The sequence below is a fragment of the Halomonas nitroreducens genome, assembly GCF_003966155.1.
GTDB classification, from domain to species: Bacteria; Pseudomonadota; Gammaproteobacteria; order Pseudomonadales; family Halomonadaceae; genus Halomonas; species Halomonas nitroreducens.
Map to the genome: position 1 here is coordinate 127,164 of NZ_RXNS01000003.1, position 25,728 is coordinate 152,891.

22 protein-coding genes are annotated in these 25,728 nt (G+C 68.2%); 3 read left to right on the plus strand and 19 right to left on the minus strand.

Going from position 1 to position 25,728, the window contains the following annotated elements:
- Window positions 1–58 precede the first annotated feature (58 nt).
- The 5 genes from ppc to cysM are packed head-to-tail and all read right to left on the minus strand — an operon-like array spanning window position 59 to window position 8,191.
- On the minus strand, window positions 59–2,707 hold the full coding sequence (gene ppc, locus EKG36_RS04315) for a phosphoenolpyruvate carboxylase (RefSeq protein ID WP_126481387.1): 2,649 nt from the start codon (window positions 2,705–2,707) through the stop codon (window positions 59–61).
- Window positions 2,704–3,588: a nucleoside triphosphate pyrophosphohydrolase gene (mazG, locus tag EKG36_RS04320; RefSeq protein ID WP_126481389.1), complete on the minus strand. Its 885-nt coding sequence runs from the start codon at window positions 3,586–3,588 to the stop codon at window positions 2,704–2,706. The genes ppc and mazG overlap by 4 nt, the downstream gene beginning before the upstream one ends.
- A complete protein-coding gene (gene relA / locus EKG36_RS04325; RefSeq protein WP_126481391.1) occupies window positions 3,585–5,864 on the minus strand; it encodes a GTP diphosphokinase in 2,280 nt (759 codons plus the stop codon). Before relA ends, mazG begins: the two co-directional genes overlap by 4 nt.
- Window positions 5,857–7,293, minus strand: a complete 1,437-nt coding sequence (locus EKG36_RS04330) for a TRAM domain-containing protein (protein ID WP_126481393.1) — start codon at window positions 7,291–7,293, stop codon at window positions 5,857–5,859. The genes relA and EKG36_RS04330 overlap by 8 nt, the downstream gene beginning before the upstream one ends.
- A 1-nt stretch (window position 7,294) precedes the next feature.
- On the minus strand, window positions 7,295–8,191 hold the full coding sequence (gene cysM / locus EKG36_RS04335) for a cysteine synthase CysM (protein ID WP_126481395.1): 897 nt from the start codon (window positions 8,189–8,191) through the stop codon (window positions 7,295–7,297).
- Window positions 8,192–8,312: 121 nt separating this feature from the next.
- On the opposite strand from cysM, the gene EKG36_RS04340 reads away from it, so the two are divergent.
- The gene (locus tag EKG36_RS04340; protein ID WP_126481397.1) at window positions 8,313–11,024 is read left to right on the plus strand and encodes an ATP-binding protein; all 2,712 of its coding nucleotides are present in this window, start codon (window positions 8,313–8,315) and stop codon (window positions 11,022–11,024) included.
- On the opposite strand, the gene acpS is transcribed toward EKG36_RS04340, so the two are convergent.
- The 12 genes from acpS to rpoE all read right to left on the minus strand — a co-directional run bounded on the left by acpS (window position 10,964) and on the right by rpoE (window position 21,983).
- Window positions 10,964–11,341 carry a holo-ACP synthase gene (acpS, locus tag EKG36_RS04345; protein WP_126481674.1) on the minus strand — a complete coding sequence of 126 codons (378 nt, stop codon included), beginning with the start codon at window positions 11,339–11,341 and terminating at the stop codon, window positions 10,964–10,966. The genes EKG36_RS04340 and acpS overlap by 61 nt on opposite strands.
- A complete protein-coding gene (gene pdxJ / locus EKG36_RS04350; protein ID WP_126481399.1) occupies window positions 11,338–12,138 on the minus strand; it encodes a pyridoxine 5'-phosphate synthase in 801 nt (266 codons plus the stop codon). Before pdxJ ends, acpS begins: the two co-directional genes overlap by 4 nt.
- Window positions 12,139–12,269: 131 nt before the next feature.
- Window positions 12,270–12,974: a DNA repair protein RecO gene (gene recO / locus EKG36_RS04355; protein ID WP_126481401.1), complete on the minus strand. Its 705-nt coding sequence runs from the start codon at window positions 12,972–12,974 to the stop codon at window positions 12,270–12,272.
- 136 nt (window positions 12,975–13,110) lie between these two features.
- Entirely contained in the window at window positions 13,111–14,010 is a 900-nt protein-coding gene (gene era, locus EKG36_RS04360) for a GTPase Era (RefSeq protein ID WP_126481403.1), read from the minus strand.
- The gene (gene rnc / locus EKG36_RS04365) at window positions 14,007–14,696 is read right to left on the minus strand and encodes a ribonuclease III (RefSeq protein ID WP_126481405.1); all 690 of its coding nucleotides are present in this window, start codon (window positions 14,694–14,696) and stop codon (window positions 14,007–14,009) included. The genes era and rnc overlap by 4 nt, the downstream gene beginning before the upstream one ends.
- Before the next feature lie 43 nt (window positions 14,697–14,739).
- Window positions 14,740–15,546, minus strand: coding sequence for a signal peptidase I (lepB, locus tag EKG36_RS04370; protein WP_126481407.1), 807 nt, complete (start codon window positions 15,544–15,546; stop codon window positions 14,740–14,742).
- 15 nt (window positions 15,547–15,561) lie between these two features.
- Window positions 15,562–17,379 carry a translation elongation factor 4 gene (gene lepA / locus EKG36_RS04375; RefSeq protein ID WP_126481409.1) on the minus strand — a complete coding sequence of 606 codons (1,818 nt, stop codon included), beginning with the start codon at window positions 17,377–17,379 and terminating at the stop codon, window positions 15,562–15,564.
- 158 nt (window positions 17,380–17,537) lie between these two features.
- Window positions 17,538–18,953, minus strand: a complete 1,416-nt coding sequence (locus tag EKG36_RS04380) for a DegQ family serine endoprotease (protein ID WP_126481411.1) — start codon at window positions 18,951–18,953, stop codon at window positions 17,538–17,540.
- Between the two features lie 69 nt (window positions 18,954–19,022).
- Window positions 19,023–19,487, minus strand: a complete 465-nt coding sequence (locus tag EKG36_RS04385) for a SoxR reducing system RseC family protein (RefSeq protein ID WP_126481413.1) — start codon at window positions 19,485–19,487, stop codon at window positions 19,023–19,025.
- On the minus strand, window positions 19,484–20,500 hold the full coding sequence (locus EKG36_RS04390) for a MucB/RseB C-terminal domain-containing protein (protein WP_126481415.1): 1,017 nt from the start codon (window positions 20,498–20,500) through the stop codon (window positions 19,484–19,486). Before EKG36_RS04390 ends, EKG36_RS04385 begins: the two co-directional genes overlap by 4 nt.
- Complete coding sequence (locus EKG36_RS04395; protein ID WP_126481417.1) at window positions 20,500–21,186, minus strand: sigma-E factor negative regulatory protein; 687 nt, start codon at window positions 21,184–21,186, stop codon at window positions 20,500–20,502. The genes EKG36_RS04390 and EKG36_RS04395 overlap by 1 nt, the downstream gene beginning before the upstream one ends.
- A 191-nt stretch (window positions 21,187–21,377) precedes the next feature.
- A complete protein-coding gene (gene rpoE, locus EKG36_RS04400; RefSeq protein ID WP_126481419.1) occupies window positions 21,378–21,983 on the minus strand; it encodes an RNA polymerase sigma factor RpoE in 606 nt (201 codons plus the stop codon).
- A 340-nt stretch (window positions 21,984–22,323) separates the two neighbouring features.
- On the opposite strand from rpoE, the gene EKG36_RS04405 reads away from it, so the two are divergent.
- The gene (locus EKG36_RS04405) at window positions 22,324–23,403 is read left to right on the plus strand and encodes a 3-deoxy-7-phosphoheptulonate synthase (protein ID WP_126481421.1); all 1,080 of its coding nucleotides are present in this window, start codon (window positions 22,324–22,326) and stop codon (window positions 23,401–23,403) included.
- An 85-nt stretch (window positions 23,404–23,488) separates the two neighbouring features.
- On the opposite strand, the gene EKG36_RS04410 is transcribed toward EKG36_RS04405, so the two are convergent.
- Window positions 23,489–24,346: an Nmad3 family putative nucleotide modification protein gene (locus EKG36_RS04410; RefSeq protein WP_126481423.1), complete on the minus strand. Its 858-nt coding sequence runs from the start codon at window positions 24,344–24,346 to the stop codon at window positions 23,489–23,491.
- Between the two features lie 44 nt (window positions 24,347–24,390).
- Window positions 24,391–25,326 (minus strand): LysR family transcriptional regulator, encoded by a 936-nt coding sequence (locus EKG36_RS04415; protein WP_185827481.1) that lies wholly within the window; start codon window positions 25,324–25,326, stop codon window positions 24,391–24,393.
- 110 nt (window positions 25,327–25,436) lie between these two features.
- Between EKG36_RS04415 and EKG36_RS04420 the strand changes: the two genes are divergently transcribed.
- Entirely contained in the window at window positions 25,437–25,646 is a 210-nt protein-coding gene (locus EKG36_RS04420) for a DUF2798 domain-containing protein (protein ID WP_126481427.1), read from the plus strand.
- The last annotated feature ends 82 nt before the right edge of the window (window positions 25,647–25,728 follow it).

Consider the following 25,728-nt stretch of genomic DNA (forward strand, 5'->3'; position numbering starts at 1 on the left):
AGCTTCCAGGCGCGAAGCGGCGCTCTTACAGCTTCAAGCTCCCGGGCGAAGCCCGGGCCTAGCCGGTATTGCGCAGGCCGGCGGCGATGCCTGCCATGGTCACCATCAGAGCCCGGGACAGATCGGCGCTGATCGCCCCGTCGGCATCGCGGTTACGCTGCAGCAGCTCCGCCTGGAGACCGTGCAGGGGATCGATATAGGGATTGCGCACCTCCACCGCCTGCCGGATCAGCGGCGTGCTCTCGAGCAACTCCTGCTGGTCGAGGATCTGCAGCACCACCTCGTGCAATCGACCGAAGCGCTCCCTCAGGCGGGCCCCCAGGGCCTCGAGGGCCGGCTCGTCCACCAGGCGGTTCTCGTAGTAGGTGGCGATACCCACGTCGGCCTTGGCCAGCAGCATTTCCAGCATGTCCAGATAGGTGCCGAAAAAGGGCCAGCGGTCGCGCATCTCGCGCAGTACTTCGAGGCCGCCCTCTTCCTCCAGCCGCGTGGCGAAGGCCTCGCCACTGCCCAGCCAGGCCGGCAGCATCAGGCGGGTCTGGGTCCAGGCGAAGATCCAGGGGATGGCGCGCAGGGTCTCCACGCCACCGTCCTGGCGCCGCTTGGCCGGCCGGGACCCCAGGGGCAGGCGCCCCAGCGCCCCTTCCGGGGTCACCGAGCGGAAGTAGGGCACGAAATCGGGATCCTCGCGCACCACGCCCACATAGGCAGTGTGGGCGATCCCGGCCAGCCGATCCATCTCCTCCCGCCAGGCCGGCTCGGGGGTCGGCGGCGGCAGCAGCGAGGCCTCGAGTACCGCACAGGCATAGATCTCCATGGAACGCAGGGCGATCTCGGGCTGGCCGAACTTGAAACGGATCATCTCCCCCTGCTCGGTCACCCGCAGGCTGCCGTTCACCGAGCCCGGTGGCTGGGACAGGATGGCCGCGTGGGCCGGGCCCCCGCCACGGCCCACGGTGCCCCCCCGTCCGTGGAACAGTGTCAGGTCGGCGCCATGCTGCCGGCATACCTCGACCAGCGCTTCCTGCGCCCGGTACTGCGCCCAGGCCGCGGCCAGCTGGCCGGCATCCTTGGCGGAGTCCGAGTAGCCGATCATCACCTCCTGGCGGTCGCCGGCCAGGGCGCGATAGCCGGGCAGCGCCAGCAGGCGGTCGATGACGTCGCCGGCACGGTTGAGATCGTCCAGGGTCTCGAACAGCGGGGCGATGGGCAGGCTGACGTTGCCGCCGACCTCCTTCATCAGCAGCGCCACGGCCAGCACGTCGGAGGGCTGGGCAGCCATCGAGATGATATAGGTGCCGAGCGCCTCGGCATGTTCGGAGGCGATGACCCGGAAGGTATCCAGGACCTCGCGGGTCTCCGCCGAGCATTCCCAGCGGCGCGGAATCAGCGGGCGCCGCGAGCCGAGTTCGTCGAGCAGGAAGGCCTGACGTTGCTCCTCGCTCCAGTCACGATAATGGCCGAGGCCGAGCCCCTCGGTGAGCTCTTCCAGGGCCTGCTCATGACGACTGGCCTCCTGGCGAAGGTCCAGCTTGGTCAGGGTGACGCCGAACACCGCCACCCGACGCAGGGTGTCGAGCAGCACGCCATTGGCAATGGTGTCGAGGCCCGCGTCGCACAACGAGCGGTAGCAGGCCAGCAGGGGCGCATAGAGCTGGTCGCGGGTCTCGATGATCGGGCCGCCATCGAAGCTCTTGCCGTCGAGCTGGGCCTTGGCCCAGTCCCGGGTGGCCTCGACCTTGACCAGCAGCCGCTTGAGCAGCTCCCGGTAGGGTTCGGCGACATCCCCCACCTCCGCCTTGAGGGCGCTGTTGGCCTTCCACATCGACAGCTCGGTCTTGAGCTGCTCGAGATCCCGGTGATAGAGATCCGCGGCCATCCAGCGGCCCAGCAACAACACCTCCCGAGTCACCTTGGCGGTGACATTGGGGTTGCCGTCACGGTCCCCGCCCATCCAGGAGGCGAAACGCAACGGGGCGGCATCCAGTGGCAGCCGCTCACCGGCGGTCTCCAGCAACAGGTTGTCCAGGTCGCGATGGAAATCGGGCACCGCCTGCCACAACGAGTTCTCGATCACCGCGAAGCCCCACTTGGCCTCGTCCACCGGCGTCGGACGCTCATGGCGAATCTCGTCGGTGTGCCAGGCCTGGCTGATCAGTTCCTCGAGGCGCCCCTGGGCCCGGGCACCGCGCTCGGGGTAGTCGGTGGAAGACTCGATGGCGGTCAGGCAGTCATCGATGGCGTCGTACTTCTGGATCAGGGTGCGGCGTATGACCTCGGTGGGATGCGCCGTCAGCACCAGCTCGACCCGCATGTTGGCCAGCGCCTCGACCAGCTGGCGCGGTGTATGGCCCTCGCGCTGGGCACGCGTCAGCAATTCCCCGAGCACCGGCTGGGCCCCGGGCTTGTAGTCCTCGACCCGGCGGAAGCGGGCCCGATAGTGCTGCTCGGCGATATTGGCCAGGTTGAGGAACTGGTTGAAGGCCCGAGTCACCGGCAACAGGTCGCTGTCGGGCAGCCCGCGCAGGTACTCGATCAGCTGGCGACGACTGTCGGCCTCGCCCTGACGACCGCGCTTGGCAATCCCGCGGATGGTCTCGATGCGGTCGACAAACCCCTCGCCCAGGTCATCGGCGATGGTGCGTCCCAGGCTGTCACCCAGGATGCGGACGTTGTCGCGGAGTGACTCGTGCAGGTCGTGACTCATGGCCGGGATTCTCCTTCCGTGCTTGTTGTGGATGTGGATTCCTGACGCTTGGCCGCCTGCCAGTGGTGTTCCATGCGCGCGAGTCCGGCCTCGGCCAGGGGGGTATCCTCCGCGGCCAGGGCGGCTTCCACGTGACGGAAGCGACGCTCGAACTTGCCGTTGGTGGCGCGCAGGCAGCGCTCGGGGTCGGCGCCGAGAGTGCGGGCCAGGTTGACGGTGGCGAACAGCAGGTCCCCGACCTCCTCGGCGGCATGCTCCTGGTCACCCTCGGCCAACGCCGCCTCGACCTCGTCGAGCTCCTCGCGCAGCTTGGCGATGACGCCGCGGCTGTCGGGCCAGTCGAAGCCCACCCGGGCGGCCCGCTTGGACAGCTTGGCGGCGCGGGACAGGGCCGGCAGGGTGCGCGGAACGTCATCCAGCACCGAGGCCGCGGGGCTGTCGTGGACCGCGCGGGCCGCTCGCGCGTCGCGCTCCTCGGCCTTGAGCGCCTCCCAGCGGGAATGCACCTGGCGGGTCTCGACCTGGGTGGCGCTCACGCCCTGGCGTCGCGAGGCCAGGGTGCCATCGGGAAAGACATGGGGGTGGCGGTGCAGCATCTTGGCGGTGAGGGTGTGCACCACGTCATGGAAGTCGAAGCGCCGCTCCTCGGCGGCGAACTGGCTGTAGTAGACCACCTGGAAGAGCAGGTCGCCGAGCTCGCCGGGGAGCTCGTCATAGGCCCGCCGCTCGATGGCGTCCGCCACCTCGTAGGCCTCCTCCAGAGTATGCGGGACGATCGTGTCCCAGTCCTGCTTGACGTCCCAGGGACAGCCCTGATCGGGATCACGCAGCACCGCCATCAGGGTCAGCAGGTCATCGAGGCCGTATTGTCGCTCATTCATGCCCGCTTGCTCCCGCGCTTCTTCTTGCCCTTGGCGCCGGCCCGCAGGCGACGCACCTCGATCACGTTGGGTAGCTGCTGGATGCGCGAGAACAGCCGCCCCAGGCTTTCCAGGCCATCCACCTCGAGGGTGATCGCCATGCGGGCGATGCCGTCGTCGGTATCGGTCAGGGTGTTCACCGACAGCACGTTGACCCGCTCGTGGCTGAGCACGCCGGTGACATCGCGCAGCAGGCCCGAGCGGTCCCAGGCCTGGATCTCGATATCCACCGGGTACTGGGTGCGGGCCCGCTCCCCCCACTCCACCTCGATGACCCGCTGGGGCTCGTCGAGGCGCAGCTGCAGGATATTGGGGCAATCCTCACGGTGCACGGTGACACCGCGCCCCTGGGTGATGAAGCCGACGATGGCCTCACCGGGCACCGGATGGCAGCAGTTGGCCATGCTGGTCTTGAGGTTGCCGACCCCGAGCACGGTGATGTCGCCGCTGCCGCCCTTGTCGGGGGCCCTGCGCGGCTTGGCCAGCAGCTTGTCGAGCTGCTCCTGGTCGTCGGTTTCGCCGAACAGCTGCTGGGCCTGGTGCAGCACCTGGCCAATGCGCAGATCGCCGGCCCCGAGCGCCGCATACATGTCATCGGGGCTGGTGTAGTTGACCTTGTTGGCGAGCCGGGTGAGGTCCATGTCCTCGACATCGAGGCGCTTCATCTCGCGCTCGAACAGGGCTCGCCCCTCCTCGAGGTTGCGATCCCGGGCCTGGTGCTTGAACCAGGCCTGGATCTTGGCCCGGGCTCGCGAGGTGCAGACGTAGCCGAGACTCGGGTTGAGCCAGTCGCGGCTGGGCCCCCCCTTGCTGGCGGTGAGGATCTCCACCTGCTGCCCGGTCTTGAGGCGATAGGTCAACGGCACGATGCGACCATTGACCTTGGCACCGCGGCAGCGGTGGCCCACCTCGGTGTGCACCCGATAGGCGAAGTCGATGGGCGTGGCCACCCGCGGCAGATCGATGACATGACCGTCCGGGGTGAACACGTAGATGCGGTCGGGGGCCACGTCGCTGGACAGCCCTTCGCGGATGTTGCCAAAGTCGCCGACCTCTTCCTGCCATTCCAGCACCTGCCGCAGCCAGGCGATCTTTTCCTCGTAGCTGGCGCTGCGGGCACTGGTGTCATGTCCCTTGTAGCGCCAGTGGGCACAGACCCCGAGCTCGGCCTCCTCGTGCATGGCGAAGGTGCGGATCTGGATCTCCAGCACCTTGCTCTCCGGGCCGAAGACCGCGGTGTGCAGCGACTGGTAGCCATTCTTCTTGGGGTTGGCGATGTAGTCGTCGAACTCGTTGGGCACGTGATGCCAGCGGGAATGCACGAGGCCGAGCACCGTATAGCAGTCGCTGACTTCCGGGACCAGGATACGCACTGCCCGGATATCGTGGACCTGGGAGAAGTCGATGCGCTTGCGCTTCATCTTCCGCCAGATCGAATAGATGTGCTTGGCCCGGCCATCCACCTGGTAGCGATGGATGCCCTGGGCGTCCATCAGCGACTTCAGGGTATCCACCACGTCGTGGATGTAGCGGTCGCGGTCGAGACGCTTCTCGGCCAGCTGGCGCGCGATGGCCTTGTAGTCGTCCTCGTGGAGATAGCGGAAGGACAGGTCCTCCAGCTCCCACTTGAGGTGGCCGATGCCCAGCCGGTGGGCCAGCGGTGCATAGATGTCGAACACCTCGCGGGCCACCTGGAGGCGCTTCTCGCGGGGGGCGTCGCGGACCTGGCGCAACGCACAGGTCCGCTCGGCGATCTTTATCAGGGCCACGCGCACGTCGTCGATCATGTTGACCAGCATCTTGCGCAGGTTGTCCTGCTGGTCGTGCTGGATCAGGCCCTGGCTCGGCGTCTGGGAGGTGCTGATGGCGGCCATCTGCAGCACCCCGTCGATCAGGCCGGCGACTTCCGCACCGAAGCGCTTGCCGACTTCCTGCAGGTCGATCAGCCCCTCGCGGACCGCGCGATACAGCACGGCGGCCTCGAGGGCCGGCTGATCGAGGCGCAGTTCGCCGAGGATGTCCGCCATCTCCAGGCCCATGCGAAAGCTCGAGCCGTCCTTGAGCCAGGCCTTGTGGGGCCTGTCGGACTCCCGCTCCAGGCGCTGGGCCAGCTCACAGGCGGTGCGCATCTCGTCCGGCGCGGGCAGCTTGACGTCTTCCCGCAGGCGCTCGACCCACAGCTCGATGTCGACCCGGCCATCCTCGGCCAGCGGCTGGTCTTCCCGCACTTTAACCATCGGTTGACGCTCCTTGGCGCGACTGCCCGGCGTGGGGACTCTCGAGCAGCAGCATGGATTCCAGGTGGGCGGTATGGGCGAACATGTCGGCCACCGCCCACCGGCTGACGACATAGCCGGCCTGTACGAGATGCACCGCATCCCGAGCCAGGGTGGCCGGATCGCAGGAGATGTAGAGCACCCGGGGCACCGCATGTTCTGCCAGCAGGCGGCAGACCGACTCCGCACCGTCCCGGGGCGGGTCGAGGACGACCGTCCCGGGGACGGCAGCCTCGAGCAGCGACCGGCAGGCAACGATGTCGTTGAGGTCCGCCTGGCGGGCCTCTACCACCAGGCCGTTGCACCGGGCATTCTCGGCAAGACGCTCGACCATGGCCGGGCTGCCCTCCACGGCCCGCACTCGCGCCCCCTGCGCGGCCAGCGGCAGGCTGAAGTTGCCGACCCCGGCGAACAGGTCCAGGACCCGCTCCCCGGCGGCGAGCGGCGACAGCCAGGCCAGGGCGGTAGCCACCATGCGCTGGTTGACGGCCTCGTTGGCCTGCAGGAAGTCCCCGGGGGAGAAGGACAGGGTGATCTCTTGCGACGCGACCTGCAAGCGACTGGAGAGCGCCGGGTGCGGGGTCAGCCACTCGAGCGCCGGCGCCTCGCGCCCGATCCAGCGCGCCAGGTGCAGGCCGCGAGCCTCGGCGAAGGACCGCCAGCGGGCGGTATCGGCTGGATTGTCGCGCAGTTGGCGCACCACCAGGGTCACGCCTGCATCGCTGGCCGAAAGCTCCAGGTGTCCCACCTGGCGCGGGGCCTGGAGCCCCTCGACGAGGCGGCGCAGCGGAACCAGCAGGGCCGACAGCGACGGCACCAGCACCGGGCAGGCCGCGATATCCACCAGCCGGTGGCTGTGCCGGGCCCGGAACCCCAGATGGACACCGCCGTCGGCATCGACCTTGACGCCGAGCCGGGCACGGCGCCGATAGCCCTCCCCGGCATCAGCGAGCAGTTCGGGCGTCCCCGCCGGGGCGATACCCTGCCGCGCCAGCTGCTCACACAGCACCGCCTGCTTGTGGCGCCGCTGGCCGTCGAGACTCAGGTGCTGGAGGTCACAGCCGCCGCACTGGGCGAAATGGGCGCAGGGCGGCGAGACCCGCTCCGGCGAGGCCTCGACCAGGGTGCGTACATGAGCCTCGTCATAGCGCTGCCGGGTGCGATGCACCGCGAACTCGACCCGCTCCCCGGGCAGCGCGCCCTCGACGAACACGGTCTTGCCGGCCGCGGTGCGCGCCACCCCGCGGCCGTCATGGGCGAGGCCCTGGATGGTCAGGATCGCCCCCTCGCCGTTGTCCGGAGGCGACACGGGCGCCTCGCGCCGCCGCTCCTGGAGACCGGACACGCCGGTGCGGGGCCGGGGGGGGCGTCGCTTGCCGAGCGCCGCCACCTCAGGACTCCGGAGCAAACAGGCCGGTGGACAGGTAGCGGTCGCCGCGATCGCAGACGATGAAGGCGATCACCGCGTTCTCGACTTCCTCGGCCACACGCAGCGCGCCCGCCAGGGCACCGCCCGACGAGACCCCGGCGAGGATGCCCTCCTCCCGGGCCAGGCGCCGCATATGGACCTCGGCCTCCTGCTGGCCGATATCCAGCACCCGGTCGACCCGGTCCGGCTCGAAGATGCGCGGCAGGTAGGCCTCGGGCCAACGGCGGATCCCGGCGATGCTGGCACCATCCTCGGGCTGCAGGCCGATGATCTGCACCTCGGGGTCGCGCTCCTTGAGATAGCGGGAGACCCCCATGATGGTGCCGGTGGTGCCCATCGAGCTGACGAAGTGGGTGATGGTCCCGCCCGTCTGCTCCCACAGCTCGGGTCCCGTGCCCCGGTAATGGGCCAGGGGGTTGTCGGGGTTGGCGAACTGGTCGAGTGGCTTGCCCTGGCCCCGGGCAATCATGGTTTCGGCCAGGTCCCGTGCGGCCTCCATGCCCCCTTCCTTGCTGACGCCGATGAGCTCCGCGCCATAGGCGGCCATGGCCTGCTTGCGTTCGTCGGAGGCGCTCTCGGGCATGATCAACACCATCTGATAGCCCTTGATGGCAGCCGCCATGGCCAGGGCGATGCCGGTGTTGCCGGACGTGGCCTCGATGAGGGTGTCCCCCGGGGCGATGCTGCCACGGCGTTCGGCCTCCTGGAGCATGGACAGCGCCGGGCGGTCCTTCACCGAACCGGCCGGGTTGTGGCCCTCGAGCTTGGCCAGCAGGGTGTTGTTGCGCCCGGCGGTGATACGCTTGAGGCGAACCAGCGGCGTGTGGCCGATGGTTTCCTCCAGGGTGGGGAAATGCATGCAACCGTCCTAGTGGAAACGTCTTTTCGCCATTATATCCTTGGCCGACCGCACTGGACAGGCATGCCCCTCGGCTGTGGCATACTGGCTCCGACACGCCGCCACCCGACGAGCCTCGCCGATGTCACTCAAGACCCGCCTGATGCTGGCCACCCTCGCCCTGCCGCTGTTCCTGCTGACCCTGGCGGCGGCCGTGGTGATCGAGCTGGAGGACCGCCGCCATCACCAGATGATGCGCGATCACCTGACCCGGGCGGCGGAGCTGCTGGCCCCGACCCTGGGCGAGGCCCTGGCCGACGGCGACCGACAGGCCCTCGAGGCCACCGCCGGCCGGCTGCTCGATCTCGAGGAGGTGCGCGCCCTCGGCGTGCAAGACGCCGAGGGGACACGGCGCCTGGAACTCGGGCGCCTGCGCCCCCTTGACGCGGCGCCCGAGGCCACGCAGGGCCTCGGGCTGGCCACCCAGGGTCGCCAGTGGCTGCTGGCCGTACCCCTGCCGGGCACGCCGGGGGCTCGGCTGCTGCTGGACATCGACGCCTCCGCCCTCCCGCTGGCCTACTACCGCCAGCTCGCCACCGGTGGCCTGGTGCTGCTGATGGCCGGCCTTCTGCTGTTCCTGGTGGCCTATTCCACCACCCGCCGCGTGGCCCAGCCCCTCGACGAGGCCAGCCAGACCCTCGAGCAGTTGATGGCCGGACACTCCCCGGCTCCCCTGCCGGTCCCGTCCGAGGCCGAGATGGCCAGGCTGGCCCGGCGCCTCAACGACCTCAACGAGCACTTGGCGTCGGCCCGGGACGACCTGCAGATCCAGATCGAGCAGGCCACCGGCGAGCTGCAGGAATCCATGGAAACCATCGAGGTCCAGAACATCGAGCTGGACCTGGCCCACCGCCGGGCCCTGGAGGCCAACCGCGCCAAGTCGGAGTTCCTGGCCAACATGAGCCACGAGATTCGCACGCCGCTCAATGGCATCATTGGTTTCTGCCGGCTGCTGCACCGCACGGAGCTGGCACCTCGCCAACGCGAGTGGCTCGACCATGTGCAGCGGGCCTGCGACAACCTGCTGATGCTGGTCAACGACGTGCTCGACTTCTCGAAGATCGAGGCCGGCTGCCTCGAGCTCGAGCATACGGCCCTGGACATGCTGGCACTGGTCGACGAAGTCCTCGGCCTGCAAGCCCCCCAGGCCCAGCAGAAGGATATCCAGCTGCTCGGCCTGGTCTATGACGACGTCCCGGAGGCGCTCAGCGGCGACCCGCTGCGCATCCGCCAAGTGCTGACCAACCTGGTGGGCAATGCCGTCAAGTTCACCGACGCGGGCGAGGTCATCGTCAGGGTGATGGTGGAACAGCAGGCGCCGGGGCACGTGATGCTGCGCGTACTGGTCACCGATACGGGCATCGGCCTGTCCGAGGAGGCGCAGCGCCGCCTGTTCCAGGCCTTCCACCAGGCCGACGCCAGCCACCAGCGGGAGTTCGGGGGCACCGGGCTGGGCCTGACCATCAGTCGCCAGCTGGTCGAGCAGATGGGCGGCGAGATCAGCGTCGACAGCACCCCCGGGGAGGGTTCGACCTTCGCCTTTACCCTGCCCCTGGCCTGCCAGGCCGAGGCGGTACGCCCCCCGGAAATGCACCTGGACGACACCCTGGTCGTTCTCGACGAGCCGCACCTGCCCACCCGGCGTGCGCTGCAGCATCTGATGACCCGCTGGGGCGCCCGTGTCAGCGGTCTGACGGGACGCCCGGGGGCTACCCCGGCCCTGGCCGTGATCGGCCTGGCCGCCGAGGACCTCGATCCGGCGGGCCTGTCGCGCTGGCAGCAACGGCTCGACGCCCTGGGCTGCCCGACCCTGCTGCTGGTCAATGCCAGTCCGCCGGACCTGCCCGACCTGCCGCTGCCCCATGGCGGCGAAGTCCTCGGCAAGCCGCTCTCCCGCAAGGGCATGGTCGCAGCGGTGAGACGCACCCTCGACGGTGCCCGGCAGGAGGGTGCGGTCCTTCGCCCCGCCCGGCCGGCGAGCACCCGGCTGCGGCTGATGGTGGTCGATGACACCGAGTCCAACCGGCTGCTGCTGAAGGAGCTCGTCCAGGGCCCGGCCCTCGAGGTGACCCTCGCCGCCAGCGGCGAGGAGGCCCTGGCGATGGCGCAGGAGACGCCCTTCGATGTGGTGCTGATGGACATCCGCATGCAGGGCATGGATGGGGTCGAGACGACCCGAGCGCTACGCGCCCTGGGTGGCCACTGGCGCAGGCTGCCGATCATCGCGGTTACCGCCCATATCCAGAGCGAACAGCGCCTCGAGCTGCTCGAGAGCGGACTGGATGGCGTCCTGGAGAAACCCCTGGATGTCACCGAGCTGTCGAGCCTGTTGCGCCAGCACCTGGGCGTGGGGTTGGCGATGGAGGAGGCGCCGGCTGCCGCTAGCGAACCGGCCGGCAACGACGCGGAACTGGCAGAAGTGGACCTGGCCCTCGGCACCCAGCTGGCCGGCGGACGCGAGGCGCTCGCGCGCCAGTTGCTGGGCCAGCTGATCGCCTCCCTGGACGACAGCGAGGCCGCTATCCGCCAGGCCAGCGGGCATCGCGACGCAGAGGCGCTGCTCGATGCCCTGCATGCGCTCAACGGCGCCTGCCGCTATTGCGGGGTACCCCGCCTGGGGCTGCTGGCAGAGACCCTGGAGACCCGCCTGCGTTCCCGGGGCCTCGATGCGGTCAGCCCGCTGCTGCCGGATCTCTATGCCGCCATGGCTGGCCTGAGAACCTGGCAGGCGGCTCAGCCCTCCAGCACCACGAAGGCCACGGCGAACGCCTCCTCGTCCGACAGCGAGAGATGAAGGGCCTTGACGCCGGCCGCCTCGGCCAGGTCATGGGCCTGGCCGGACAGCAGCAGGGAGGGGCGGCCCATGGCATCGTTGACCACCTGGATCTCGGTCCAGCGCATGCCGCGCCGCAGGCCGGTACCCAGCGCCTTGACGAAGGCCTCCTTGGCGGCGAATCGCTTGGCCAGGTAGGCCACCGGCCGGCCCCGCGCCTGGAACAGGGCCAGCTCGTCGTCACCGAGCAAGCGATGGGCGAAGCGCTCGCCATGGCGCCCCATGGCGCGCTCGAAGCGTGCCACCCGGGCGATGTCGGTCCCCACCCCGATGATCATCCGCAGCAATCACCCTCGTCGTCGTGCGCGTGGTCATGCTCGTCGAGCGCTGCCAGCAGACCGGCCTCCTGGCCGGCGATCGCCAGGCGCTTCATCTCGGCCACCGCCTCCTTGAGGCCGACGAACAGCGCCCGGGCGATGATCGCATGGCCGATGTTGAGCTCGTGCAGCCCGGGAATCGCGGCGATGGCCTCGACATTATGATAGTGCAGGCCATGACCGGCATTGACGGTCAGGCCCAGCTCGCCGGCCATCTCTGCCGCCGCCACCAGTCGCGCATGCTCCCGGGCAGCCTCGGCGCCACACGCTTCGGCATAGGCCCCGGTATGCAGCTCGATCACCGGCGCGCCGGCCCGGGCCGCCGCCTCGATCTGGCTGGGCTCGGGGTCGATGAACAGCGAGACCTCGCAACCCGCCTCGGCCAGCCGATGACAGGCCGAGGCGACGACGTCATATCCCCCGGCCACGTCCAGCCCCCCTTCGGTGGTCAGCTCCTCGCGTTTCTCGGGCACCAGGCAGACATGGGCCGGATGAATCTCTTCAGCAAGCGCCAGCATCGGCTCGGTGACCGCCATCTCGAGGTTCATGCGAGTGTTCAGCACCTCGGCCAGCAGGCGCACGTCGCGCTCCTGGATGTGGCGGCGATCCTCGCGCAGGTGCACGGTGATGCCGTCGGCGCCGGCCTCCTCGGCCAGCAGGGCGGCCTGGACGGGATCGGGATAGCGGGTGCCACGGGCCTGGCGCAGGGTGGCGATATGATCGATGTTGACGCCGAGCAGGATGCGGGGGGGATACATGGGAACTCTCCAGGTCCGGAATGCGGGGAATAAGGGCATCAAGGGTAAGCGTAAGCGACCGAGCGGCCAAGCCGAGATACGAGGTGCGAGGTGCGAGGTGTGAGCAGGTGACTTTGCCCGATGCCCGGTGATTACGACGTCTGGCCGGCCCGGCGACGCTCGGCAAGTCGGTGCATCCATTCGCGGGAACGCAGAGGGCGGCTACCCAGCAGCGGGGCCATGGCCGCCCGGGTGACGGCCTTGGCCGGGCCGGCAAGGCCCGGCGCACGCCAGTCGCCCGCGGCGAGCAGCTTGAGGGTGCGGCCATCGATGCCGCGCTCATCGGGCACGAAGGCTCGGGAGGCCGGCTCGAAGACATAGCGGCCCTGGGGGTCCAGGGCTTGGCCGTCGGGGCCGCAGAAACGCGGCTCGGCATCCAGTGCCTCGAGCAGCGAAAGCTCCAGGCGGCGCAGCACGCCGGCCCGGGCTGCGGGGCGTGGCAGGGCCTCGAGGGTGGCGGTATAGAAGGCGAAGACCTCGGACACCGGCAGCTCCACCGGCAACAGCCGGGTCAGCAGCTCGTTGGCATAGAGGCCACAGAGCAAGCCCTCTCCGGCCAGCATCGCCGCCGGGCCACGGGATTCGATCAGGCTCAGGCGCTTGAGCTCGCCGCCCCCGCTCCAGGTGACATGCAGGGGAGCGAAGGGCTGCAGCGAGGCTCGCGTCCGGCTCTTGGGCCGCTGCACGCCGCGCGCCACGGCCCTCACCCGGCCGTGGTCCAGGGTCAGCAGCTCGACCAGCGCACTGGTCTCGCGGTAGGGACGCTTGTGCAGCAGGTACGCCGGTTGAGGCGTCATGAGCGTTAGGCCCTTCAGGCTAGCGGGAAGAGGTTCGAGATGCGAGGTGCGAGGAAACCGTGTGAGGCTGGTGTGAGGTGCCATGAGCTTCCTTACTCCTAACCCCTCACTCCTTTTCCCTCGCCCCTCGACCCTGTCAGTCCAGATCGTAGCCCAGGCTCTTCAAGGCCCGCTCATCGTCGGACCAGCCGCGCTTGACCTTGACCCAGAGGTTGAGCATGACCTTGGCGCCGAGCGCCCGTTCCATGTCGAGCCGCGCCTCGCGGCCGATCTTCTTGATCCGCTCGCCGCTGTCGCCGATCAGGATCTTCTTCTGTCCCTGGCGCTCGACCATGATCAGGGCACTGATGTGGATCACCCGGCCCTCGTCACGGAACTCCTCGATCTCGACGGTCATCTGGTAGGGCAGCTCGTCCCCGAGCTGACGCATGACCTTCTCGCGCACCAGCTCGGCGGCCAGGAAGCGCTGACTCTTGTCGGTGACCTGGTCCTCGGGGAAATAATGGACGCTCTTCGGCAGGTGCTTGGCGACCTCGGCCTCGAGTTCGGCCACGTTGGTGCCGTGCTTGGCGGCAATCGGCACGATGGCGGCGAACTCGCGCCGGGCGCCCACCGACTCCAGCCAGGGCAGCAGCTCCGCCTTGTCCTTGAGGCGATCGACCTTGTTGACCGCCAGGATCACCGGCGCCTCGACGTTGGCGAGGCGCTCCAGCACCACCTGGTCCTCGGGGGTCCAGCGGGTTCGGTCGATGATGAAGACCACACAGTCCACGTCACGCAGGGCCTGGGTGGCCGCCTGGTTCATGAAGCGGTTGATGGCCTTGTTGCGATCCTTCTCGAGGATATGGATACCCGGGGTGTCGACGTAGATGAACTGGCTGTCGCCTTCGGTCTTGATGCCCATCACCTGGTGGCGCGTGGTCTGCGGCCGGCGGGAGGTGATGGAGATCTTCTGGCCGAGGATACGGTTCATCAGCGTTGATTTGCCGACGTTGGGGCGACCGACGATGGCCACGAAGCCACAGGTCTGGGTCATGAGCGGGCTCCCTGGGATTCGAGCCGCGCCAGCGCCTGCTGGGCGGCCTGCTGCTCGGCATGCCGGCGACTGGAGCCGATGCCGAGGGTGTGTTCCTCGAGCATTTCGACATGGCATTCGACGGTGAAGGTCTGGGCATGGGCCTCCCCTTCCACCGAGACCACCTCGTAGCGCGGCAGCGCCACCTGGCGCGACTGCAGGAACTCCTGCAGGCGTGTCTTGGGGTCCTTCTGGGTATCCTGCAGGTTGATGGCCTCCAGGCGTTCGGCGTACCAGGCCAGCACCCGGGACCGGGCGGTATCCATGCCGGCGTCCAGGTAGATGGCGCCGATCACCGCCTCGACCGCGTCGGCGAGGATCGAGTCGCGGCGATGGCCGCCGCTCTTCATCTCGCCCGAGCCCAGGCGCAGGCACTCGCCGAACGCCATCTCCCGGGCCAGCTCGGCCAGGGTCTGCCCCTTGACCAGGCGGGCGCGCAGGCGCGACAGCTGGCCCTCCCGGGCCTGGGGGAAGCGCTGGAAGAGGTCCTCGGCGATGACGAAGTTGACGATGGAGTCACCGAGGAACTCGAGGCGTTCGTTGTTGCGGCCGCCGTAACTGCGGTGGGTCATGGCCAGCTCGAGCAGATCGGGCTGCGCGAAGTCATGGCCGATGCGACGGCTGAAAAGTGTCAGGGAATTGCTCACGAAGCTCCTGCTATGTCATGACAGACGATGCCGTTCCTGGCAGTCATTGGATACGACGCACGCTGGTGAAGCTCGGCAGCCCACCGTCCCAGTGCATCCAGACGGCGAAGGCCTTGCCCACGATGTTCTCCTCCGGCACGAAGCCCCAGTAGCGGCTGTCGTTGGAGTGGTCGCGATTGTCGCCCATGGTGAAGTAATGCCCCTCGGGCACCACCAGTTCCCGCATCTGCGGACCGGGGTCGCGAGGGTTAGTGTAGATAGCGTGGGCGACGTCGCCCAGCTGCTCCTGCAACAGCAACTCGTCGGGCTGGGTCGGCGGGCCCGCCTCGACCAGGCGCTTGGGCACCGGCTCGCCGTTGACATAGAGCTGCTTGTCTTCGTAGCGAATATGATCGCCGGGCAGCCCGATCACCCGCTTGATGAAGTTCACCGACGGCTCGCTGGGGAAGCGAAACACCATGACGTCGCCGCGCTCGGGCTCGCCCAGCTCGACGACCTTGCTGTTGGCCACTGGCAGGCGTAGCCCGTAGGCGAACTTGTTGACCAGGATGAAGTCGCCCACTTCCAGGGTCGGTCGCATGGACCCGGAAGGAATCTGGAAGGGCTCCACCACGAAGCTGCGCAGCACCAGCACCACCAGCAGCACCGGGAAGAAGGAGCGCGCGTAGTCCACCGGCCAGGGATCCTTGAGGGCCTTTTCCCGGGCCACCGGATCGAGCCCTTCGGTGGTCCCCGCCTCGGTGTTGGCCAGCAGCCGCTGTCGCCGGGCAGGACGCCACCAGACGATATCCAGCAGCCAGACCGCGCCGGTAACAGCGACCGCCACCACCAAGAGGAGTGCAAAATCCATTGTCGTCGTCCTTCCCTAGTCGTTCACCTTGAGCACGGCGAGGAAGGCATCCTGGGGAATCTCCACCCGGCCGACCTGCTTCATGCGCTTCTTGCCCGCCTTCTGCTTTTCCAGCAACTTCTTCTTGCGGGTCATGTCACCGCCGTAACACTTGGCCGTGACGTTCTTGCGCAGCGCCTTGACGGTGGAACGGGCCACCACCTGCCCGCCGATGGCCGCCTGGATGGCCACATCGAACATCTGCCGCGGGATCAGTTCCTTCATCTTCTCGACCAGCACGCGGCCACGGGAGTGGGCATGGTCACGGTGGATGATCACGGCCAGGGCATCGACCCGATCGCCGTTGATCAGCACGTCGAGGCGGACCAGCTTGGCCGCCTCGAAGCGCTCGAAGTTGTACTCCAGGGAGGCATAGCCCTTGGAGATCGACTTCAGGCGGTCGAAGAAGTCCATCACCACCTCGCTCATGGGCAGCTCGTAGGTGAGCTGGATCTGACTGCCCAGGAACAGCATGTCGAGCTGGGTCCCCCGGCGCTGCTCGCACTCGGCGATGACGTTGCCGACGAAGTCCTGGGGCACCAGGATACTGGCCCGGACCACCGGCTCGCGCATCTCCTCCACGTCGGCCATGTCCGGCAGCTTGGAGGGATTGGAGACGTAGCGCAGCTCGCCGTCCTTCATCAGCAGCTCGTAGACCACGGTCGGCGCGGTGGTCAGCAGGTCCAGGTCGTACTCGCGCTCGAGCCGCTCCTGGACGATCTCCATGTGCAGGGTGCCGAGGAAGCCGACCCGGAAGCCGAAGCCCAGGGCGTCGGAGTTCTCCGGCTCGTAGTCCAGGGAGGCGTCATTGAGCGCCAGCTTCTCGAGGGCGTCGCGAAAGTCCTCGTAGTCGTCGGCGCTGACCGGGAACATGCCCGCATAGACCTGGGGCTTGACCTTCTGGAAGCCCGGCAACCGCTTGACGTCAGGGGTCTTGGCGTGGGTGATGGTGTCGCCCACCGGCGCGCCGTGGATGTCCTTGATGCCGGCCACCACGAAGCCCACCTCGCCGGCCCGCAGGACATCGGTCTGGCGGCGCTGCGGGGTGAAGATACCCACCTCGTTGGCCTGCCAGTCGCGGCCGGTGGAGGTGATGCGGATCTTGTCGCCCTTCTTCAGGGTGCCGTCGAAGATCCGCACCAGCGAGACCACGCCCAGGTAGTTGTCGAACCAGGAGTCGATGATCAGCGCCTGGAGCGGCGCCTCGCGGTCGCCCTTGGGCGGCGGGATGTCGCGCACCAGGCGCTCGAGCAGTTGATCGATGCCCAGGCCGCTCTTGGCCGAGACCTGGCAGGCGTCGGTGGCGTCCAGGCCAATGATTTCCTCGACCTCGTGGGCCACCTTGTCGGGGTCGGCCTGGGGCAGATCCATCTTGTTGAGCACCGGCAGCACCTCGAGGCCCTGCTCGATGGCGGTGTAGCAGTTGGCCACCGACTGGGCCTCGACGCCCTGGGCGGCGTCCACCACCAGCAGAGCCCCCTCGCAGGCATACAGCGAGCGGGAGACCTCGTAGGAGAAGTCGACGTGCCCCGGGGTGTCGATGAAGTTGAGCTGGTAGACGTTGCCGTCCTGCGCATGGTAGTCCAGCGTCACCGACTGGGCCTTGATGGTGATGCCGCGCTCGCGCTCGAGGTCCATGGAGTCGAGGACCTGCTCCTTCAATTCGCGCTCGGTGAGGCCACCACAGGTCTGGATCAGGCGATCGGCCAGGGTCGACTTGCCGTGATCGATGTGGGCGATGATCGAGAAGTTCCGTATCCCGTTGATAACTTTACGGTTGTCGCTTTCTGCCATTCAGGGTAATCCGTTTCATGAGCGCGCCGGGGAGCCGAGATCGATGGACTGTCCGGACCGGGGCGTCGTGTGAGATGGCGGCATTGTAGCGAGATGCGCCGGCCAGATACAGCGACCCGACGGCCTCGGCCGTCGGGTCGCGGCGCTCCTGGACGGCCTCAGTCGGAGGCGAGCCGCAGCGCCACATAGTAGGAACGGCCATCACGATAGAGCCGGACCGGCACCACGCTGCCCTCGGGGAGCGCGGCGACCAGCTCGCCGAGCTGGGCCGGGCTCTCCACCGTCCGCTGGCCGATGCTGACCAGGATGTCGCCGGGGCGGATCCCCGCGGAGGCGGCGATGCCGTCGGGGGCCAGCTCGGTGACGCGCACGCCGTGCTCGAGCCCCAGCTTGCGCCGCTCGCCCTCCTCCAGGGACTGGACGACCACGCCCAGGCGGGCCGGCGCCGCATTGTCACCGTTGCCGCCGGCCAGGACGGGCTTATCGGGCCAGGCGCCCACGGCCAGGCGGATCGTCCGGAGCTCACCGTCGCGCAGCACGCTCAGCTCCACGTCGTCGCCCGGCGCGACGCGGCCGATCAGCCGCGGCAGGGTGCTCGAGCGCTCGACCTCCTGGCCGTTGACCTCGAGGATGATGTCACCGGCCTGCAGGCCACCCTCGGCCGCCGGGCCCTCGGGGTCCAGATCGGCGATCAGCGCCCCGCGGGGATTGTCCATGCCGAAGGATTCCGCCAGTTCGCGGGAGACCGGCTGGATCATCACCCCGAGCCATCCGCGGCTCACCGAGCCGTCGGCCTGCAGCTGGTCGGCGACGTCCATGGCCACGTTGATGGGAATGGCGAACGACAGTCCCATGAAGCCACCGCTGCGGGTGAAGATCTGGGAGTTGATGCCGACCACCTCGCCGTCCAGGTTGAACAGCGGGCCGCCGGAGTTACCCGGGTTGATGGCCACGTCCGTCTGGATGAAGGGCACATAGACATCCCGCGGCAGGGTACGATTGATGGCGCTGACGATACCGGCGGTCACCGAGTGATCGAAGCCGAAGGGCGAGCCGATGGCTGCCACCCACTCGCCCACCTCGAGCCGGTCGGAGTCGCCCAGTTCGAGTGTCGGCAGGTCGTCGGCATCGACCTTGAGCAGCGCCACGTCGGTCTTCTCGTCGGCCCCCACCAGCTCGGCCTCGAGCTCGCGACGGTCGTTGAGACGCACCAGGATCTGGTCGGCGGCGTCGACCACATGGGCGTTGGTCATGATGTAGCCATCAGCGTCGATGATGAAGCCGGAGCCGAGCGACTGACGCTCCTCGCTGCGTCCACCGCCTCCCGGGGGCACCGGCATGCGGTCACCGAAGAAGTGGCGGAAGATCTCGGGGATATCCTGGCCACCGAACTCGCCGAAGGGCGAGCCGGGACGCTCGACCACCCGGGAGGTGGAGATATTGACCACCCCGGGGGCCGCCTCCTTGACCAGCCCGGTGAAGTCCGGCAACTCCCGAGCCAGGGCGGACTGGCAGGCAAGGACCGCCAGGGTCAGAAGCATCCACAGGGAGAACTGTCGCGTCATGCGTGTCATGAAAGACTCCTGTGACGAGGGTGTGATTAAAGGCAATGCAGTTTTATTACCGCGCTAACAGCAAAAGGTTCAGCCCGGGGGCCAGTTCACGGCGAGCAGTTGCGGCCGGTAGCGCCGGGCATGACGCTTGATGTGCCGGCGCAGCAAGCCGCCACCGGCCACCAGCCCGCCGACGAAGGCCAGCGCCACCAGAGGTTCGGACAGGGTCAGGCGGTCGGCGAGCAGAGCACCGCCAAGTGCCAGCCCCAGCGGCAGCCCGTAGGCCCAGAGACTGGCACGGGCCACTGCCTCGGCGGGCAGCCCGAGGGACACGATATCGCCGACGGCCAGCGGCTGGGCCGCATCGATGGCCACTCGCATGGGACGCGAGGCCTGCCAGCGAGCCATGGCCCGGGTCCCGCATCCCTGGCGGGCGTGGCAGGCACCGCAGGCCGACTGGCGGCCGACCTCGACCCAGGCGCCCCCCGCGAAGGGCTCGACGACACGGCCCTGCTCGACGAGCAGCGAGGCCGTCCCGGCAGTGATGGCACTCATTGGCTCGCGGCCTCCGCCGTAGCCGAGGCCCCGTCGCCGACCACGTCCCGCCACTCCACGGCCTCGATCACCCGGCGCAGCACCCGTGGCGGCAGCTCGCCCATGGCCACCACCTGGCGGGGCCGTCCGCCCAGCTCACGGTGCTGTACTGCCGCATGGGAAACACCCAGCCGGTGCACGCCGGGGATCAGCAGATCCTGCCCTTCGAGGGGCTCGACGAAAATACTGAGCGTGGCCAGGCCGTCACCATAGACACGATGGTCGACCCCCGGGCGCCGCGTGCTGCGGGTCTTGACCGGCTGGGCCACGAAGCCTTTCGGCAGCCAGCCGGGCCGCCAGCGATACTCGCGGGATGCCTGCCCGGGGGCAAGGCCGACCTGGCCATGGTGGAGCTGCGGGTCGCGCAGCTCGGTGACCTGGAAGGTTTCCACCACCCGCCCCTGCTCGTCGAGCAGCATCTGCTTGAGTGGCAAGGCGGAGCGGGCATCCAGCCAGAGGCGATGACCGTAACGCATCTCGTCCAGCGGCTCGATCTCGAGGCGCAGGGTCCGGCGGCCGGCGATGCGATCCTCCCCGGAGAGCTGCAGGCGATAGAGGCCGTCGAGGTGCTGGACGATGGCAGCCGGCGAGGCCAGGCTGGAACCGGCGGCCATGCCGTTCAGCCGGGCGATGCGCCCCTGACGTTCGAAGACCACGGGGGGACCATCGAGGAAACGGGCCACCTCGCGCTCGACGCCGTCGCGAATCTCGTGGGACAGCGCCAGGGTGCGCACGCCGTCCACCCCGATGCGCACCGCCCGGGCCTGGAAGACATAGCAGTGACCTGCCCACAGGCTGCGTTCGAACCAGCCCCTGGCCGACTCGGGATCGGGCTCGTCGGCCAGGGTGGTGCAGTCGAACTGCTCCTCGCTGGCTGCCATCGGGGCGTCCTGGGCCACGGCGACCGACATCATCGCGGTGCCGGTCAGCACCAGGGCCATCAGCTGGCATGAGCGTCTCCGCCAGCCAGCCATCAGTGCTGACCCAGCGGCTCGCTTCCGGAGGCCCGCAGCAGCGGCATCCAGACGTCCCCGCCAGTGGCGGCGGCGCCCTCGGCGTGGCGGTCGAGATAGGACTGCAGCAGCAGCGCCTGCTGGCGATCCATGCGCAGGGACTGTCGCGGGGTCGGCGACATGAACATCGGCGTGCTTTCCCCGGTCCCCACGGTCATCAGGCCCTGCGGGTTCCTGGCCGGCTGCGACTGGAACATTGGCAGGTCGACCAGCGACGGCGCCTGCACGCTCGGGCCGGCCCCCTGGCCGGAAACGTCGGCGGTGGACGCCACGGGGTCGCTGCCCGAGGGCGTGCCCAGCGGCGAGGCACCGTTGTAGAACTGCACCCCGGTGATCACCATCAGCGAGACCGCCGCGGCGATGCCGGCGCTGCGCACCAGCGGCAGGGAACGGCGCGTGGCGGGCCCCTCGTCCGAGGCCGCCGGGGCCGGCTCGTCCTGCAGCCGGGCCATCACGCCCGCGGAGAGGTCGGTGGACACATCGACCTCCGTCTCGCGACGCAGCAGGGATCTCATCAGGTGGTAACGGCGCCAGGCTTCCGCCGCATCGGGCTCGTCGTCCAGCGACTTCAGCAGGCGTCGCAACTCGAGCTCGTCACCTTCGTTGTCCATCAGCGCAGAAAGCGATTCCCGTGCGTTCTGACTCATTCTTCACACCCTCACACTCGTCAAGACTTATCCGCCTTGCATCCATAGGAAGCCCGGTATCCCGACCTCGATGCCCACGCCCTCGGCGCTGTCGGCACGCAGCTGACACGCAGCTGGCAAGCCGGTCACCGCATATGACGTCAGCGGCGCCCGACAGTTCAGCCAATCGACAAAAACGATGAAAATTCGGCTCATTCGGTCAGCGCTTCCTGGTTCCGCGACGTGGTCACCAGGGGACGAATATGCTGATCCACCGCCTCGCGGGCACGGAAGATGCGCGATCGCACCGTGCCCACCGGGCAGTCCATGATGTTGGCGATGTCCTCGTAGGAGAGCCCATCGAGCTCACGCAGGGTGATGGCCGTGCGCAGGTCATCGGGGAGAGCCTCGATGGCCTCGAAGACGGCATCCTGCAGCTGGTCACGGGCGATGGCGGCCTCGGGAGTCTCGATATCGGCCAGCCGGCCGCTGTGGTCGACGATCTCGGCATCGACGATATCCAGGTCACTGCCCGGCGGGCGGCGCCCCTTGGACACCAGGTGGTTCTTGGCGGTATTGATGGCGATGCGGTACATCCAGGTATAGAAGGCACTCTCGGCGCGGAACTTGCCCAGCGCCCGGTAGGCCTTGATGAACGCCTCCTGGGCCACGTCCTGCACCTCGGCATGGTCGTGGACGTAACGGCCGATCAGGCCGATGATCTTGTGCTGGTACTTCTTGACCAGCAGGTCGAAAGCGCGGGTATCCCCTTTCTGGGCGCGCTCGACGAGTTGCTGGTCGGTCTCCCGAGTGCCCATTCAACGCCTCCCCGCGGCGCGAGCTGGACGCGGCGTTGCGGCGGAACGTCGCGATGAGACTGGTGTCGCTTCCATATGTATCAACCTAGACCCTGGGGTGAGCGTGCGCCGATGTCGGCAGGTGCCCAAGTGTTCCTGTTTCTCGGGCAGGCATCAAGCGCTGGTCATGGCCCGGACGCGCCCACGAGGGCGTCTCCCCGAGCACGCGCCGTCAACGCCGGCGGTGTGACAAGCACCACCGCCCGAGGGTTCCGTCTGCGATTGAATTTGCCTGGCACGCGGGCGATAGTAGACGTCTCACGCCGAATCAGCGCTGACACGACACAGGTAGCAAAGCAAAATGTCCGAGCAACAGGTCAACAACCTCAACGTCCTTTCCGAGGACGTCCTCATCACCCCGGCAGCCCTCAAGCAGGAGATCCCCCTCTCCGACGAGGCCGAGCGGACGGTGATCGAGGGGCGCAACACCATCCAGGCCATCCTCGATGGTCGCGATCCCCGCCTGCTGATGGTGGTCGGCCCCTGCTCGATCCACGACGTGGACGCCGCCCTGGACTATGCCCGCCAGCTGCGGCGCCTGGCGGATGAGGTGAAGGATAGCCTGTATATCGTGATGCGCGTCTATTTCGAGAAGCCGCGCACCACGGTGGGCTGGAAGGGCCTGATCAACGATCCCCACCTGAACGGTTCCTTCGAGATCGAGGAAGGCCTGCACATCGCCCGCCGCCTGCTCGTCGAACTGACCGAGATGGGGCTGCCGCTCGCCACCGAGGCCCTGGACCCGATCTCGCCGCAGTACCTGCAGGACTGCATCAGCTGGTCGGCCATCGGCGCCCGGACCACCGAGTCCCAGACCCACCGCGAGATGGCCTCCGGCCTGTCCTGCCCCGTGGGCTTCAAGAACGGCACCGACGGCAGCCTCGACGTGGCGGTCAATGCCCTGCAGTCGGTGGCCCATCCACACAACTTCCTGGGTATCGACCAGGCCGGCAAGGTGGCGATCATCCGCACCCGCGGCAACGCCTATGGCCACGTGGTGCTGCGCGGCGGCAACGGCAAGCCGAACTACGACAGCGTGAGCGTGGCGCTGGCCGAGCAGGAGCTGAACAAGGCCGGTGTCACGCCGAACATCATGATCGACTGCTCGCATGCCAACTCCAACAAGGACCCGGGGCTGCAACCGCTGGTACTGGAGAACGTCACCAACCAGATCCTCGAGGGCAACCACTCGATCATCGGGCTGATGGTCGAATCCAACCTCGGCTGGGGCAACCAGAAGATCCCCGAGGATCACAGCCAGCTGATCTACGGGGTGTCCGTCACCGACGCCTGCATCGACTGGGCCACCACCGAGAGCGCCTTCAAGGGCATGAACGAGAAACTGGCCCCGGTGCTGGCCAAGCGCCGCCAGGCCGCCTGAGCGCCTTCATCTCACCAGCTCTCTCGCGAACGGGCCCGCCGATTGGCGGGCCCGCTGCGTCAGTCGCCGCAACCGCCTGACGGTATCAGCGATGCGCCCCGTGAATCAGCTCGCAAGCCCAGCTGATCGCCTCGGGATAGGCCTCAGCGTCCAGCACGAACTCCTGCCCCCGGGCGACGGCCTGTAGCTCGACGCGGTCGGCATGCCGCTGCCAGCGCCGTGGGTCGGCATGATAGGACAGCGGCGGCCGCCCCGCTCCCGGATGGAACCAGGCCGGGAGCTCCCAGGCGGAGACCTTCCCGGCACCGGAGGCCGTCAGACGCTGGCGCGGCGAGGCACGCGGGAAGATGCCGGCGCCCGGCAGCCCGGTGTCCCGCCCCGCGAGCGTCAGCCGGGGAGAGGCGATGTAGAGCATGTTGTGACGCGTGTCGAGGCGCTGGCAGTGCGGGTGGTCGTGTGCCCACGCAACGCCCTCGGGCATGGCCTCGCCCAGCAGCAAGGTGTCTCCCACCTGCATCCAGCCCCAGAGCACATGGCAGGGCCGGGCGTCCCGCACGAAGCGGCAGGCGCCATCAAGGCGTTCGACGCGACGAAACAGTCCGAAGAACAGGAACAGGTCTCCCGGTCCGACGCCCTGGTTGTACAGGTGGCTCTGGGCCTGCCCCATCTGGCCGAACAGCGGCCGCCAGCCCGGCCGGCGCGGCAGCTGGTCCGCCACGAGGTCGGGATCCAGATGCGCGCCGGCCTCCGGGGCGATCCGCCCCCGGGTGAGATCGGACACCAGCGGCCCCAACGGCTCGCCCTGATGGGTGATCGCCGTGTAGGGAATCACCGAGCGGCCATCCGGGATCGGCAGCGCGATCAGCCGGCCATCGGGCAGGATCGGGTTGGGCACGCCGCCGGCGGCGGTATCGAAGCCCTTGCGGCTGAGGATCAGTTTCATTCGCTCTCCTCATCGTCCGAGCGCTTCTCCCGGCCCTCGTCCCGTCAGTGTCGGGAGGCGGTTTCCCGCTTCGGGGCCCCGGCAGCCGTCAGACAAGGCAGGTCCCGGCATTCCTCCCGAACATGGTCGATGAGCCGGGAGGCCCGATGGGTCAGCAGCTGGCGACGATACCAGACCGCGAACAGCTCGCGGCTGACACCCTGCCAGTCGGCCAGCACCGGCACCAGCTCGCCACTCTCGAGCTCGTCCCGGATCTCGGTGAGGGGCAGCAGCGCCACCCCCAGGCCATCCAGGACGAAGTTCCTGGCCACCCGTAACTCATTGGTGGCGACCCTGGCCCCGTCGGGCACGAACTCGACCCGCTCTCCCGTCGTGCGATGCTGGAGCCTCCAGCGGGCGATGGGCGTGACAACGATCGACCGGCACGCCCGCAGGTCCTCGGGCGTGCCGGGCGGGCTCGAGAGGCCGGCCAGGTAGCCCGGCGTGGCCACCACCCTCAGCGGGATGTCCCCCAGCTTGACCTGGCTGAGCTCGGAATCCTCCTGGGGCCCGACCCGCAGGGCGAAATCGGCCCCCGAGGCCAGGAAGCGCGTCAGCTCATTGCTCAGTTCCAGCTGCAGCTCGATGCCGGGGTTGGCCTCGAGAAAGCGGGTGAACATGGACTGCAGGGTGCTGATGGTGAGGCTCAGAGGCGCCAGCACCCGGATCTTGCCGCGGGAGCCGGAGACCTCATCCTGGAAGACGGCCAGACGCGCCTCCAGGGACTCCACGAAGTAGGCACTCTGCCCATAGAGCTCCTCTCCCTCGTGAGTCAGGGTGAACTGGTGGCTGCTGCGATGGATCAAGCGACACGACAGCGCCTGCTCGAGCTGCTTGAGGCGCCGACTCACCGTCGCCTGAGGCAGGCCCAGCACCCGGGCCGCCTCCTTCAGGCTGCCGGCCTTGACGATATGCACGAAGAGGGCAGTGTCATCGAACATCCTGGATTCCATAAATGGAAATTACGCTTTCATTTTGCGCTATGGATTCCAGTTTCGTCACCTCCTATCGTGGAGCTCGATCCTGAAACCACGCCGATCAAGGTGTCACCATGAAGCATCGCATCGTCTCCACGCTCATCATGTCCTTCTTCCTGTCGTCGCTGATGAGCCTCTGGGTCTCCTTCCTCAACCTGGGCCTGAGCGAGATCTTGCTGAGCCAGTGGGGGCGCGCCTTCACCCTCGCCTGGCCGGCGGCCGCCGTCATCGCCTTCTTCTTCGGCCCGCTGTCCCAGAAGATCACGGCTCGGTTGCTCGGCTAATTGCCTGGCTGGAGTTACCCCGATCCATTTGATCGTCGCCCGCGCCGGCCGGACCTGCCGAGACTGGCACACCCTCGAGCGC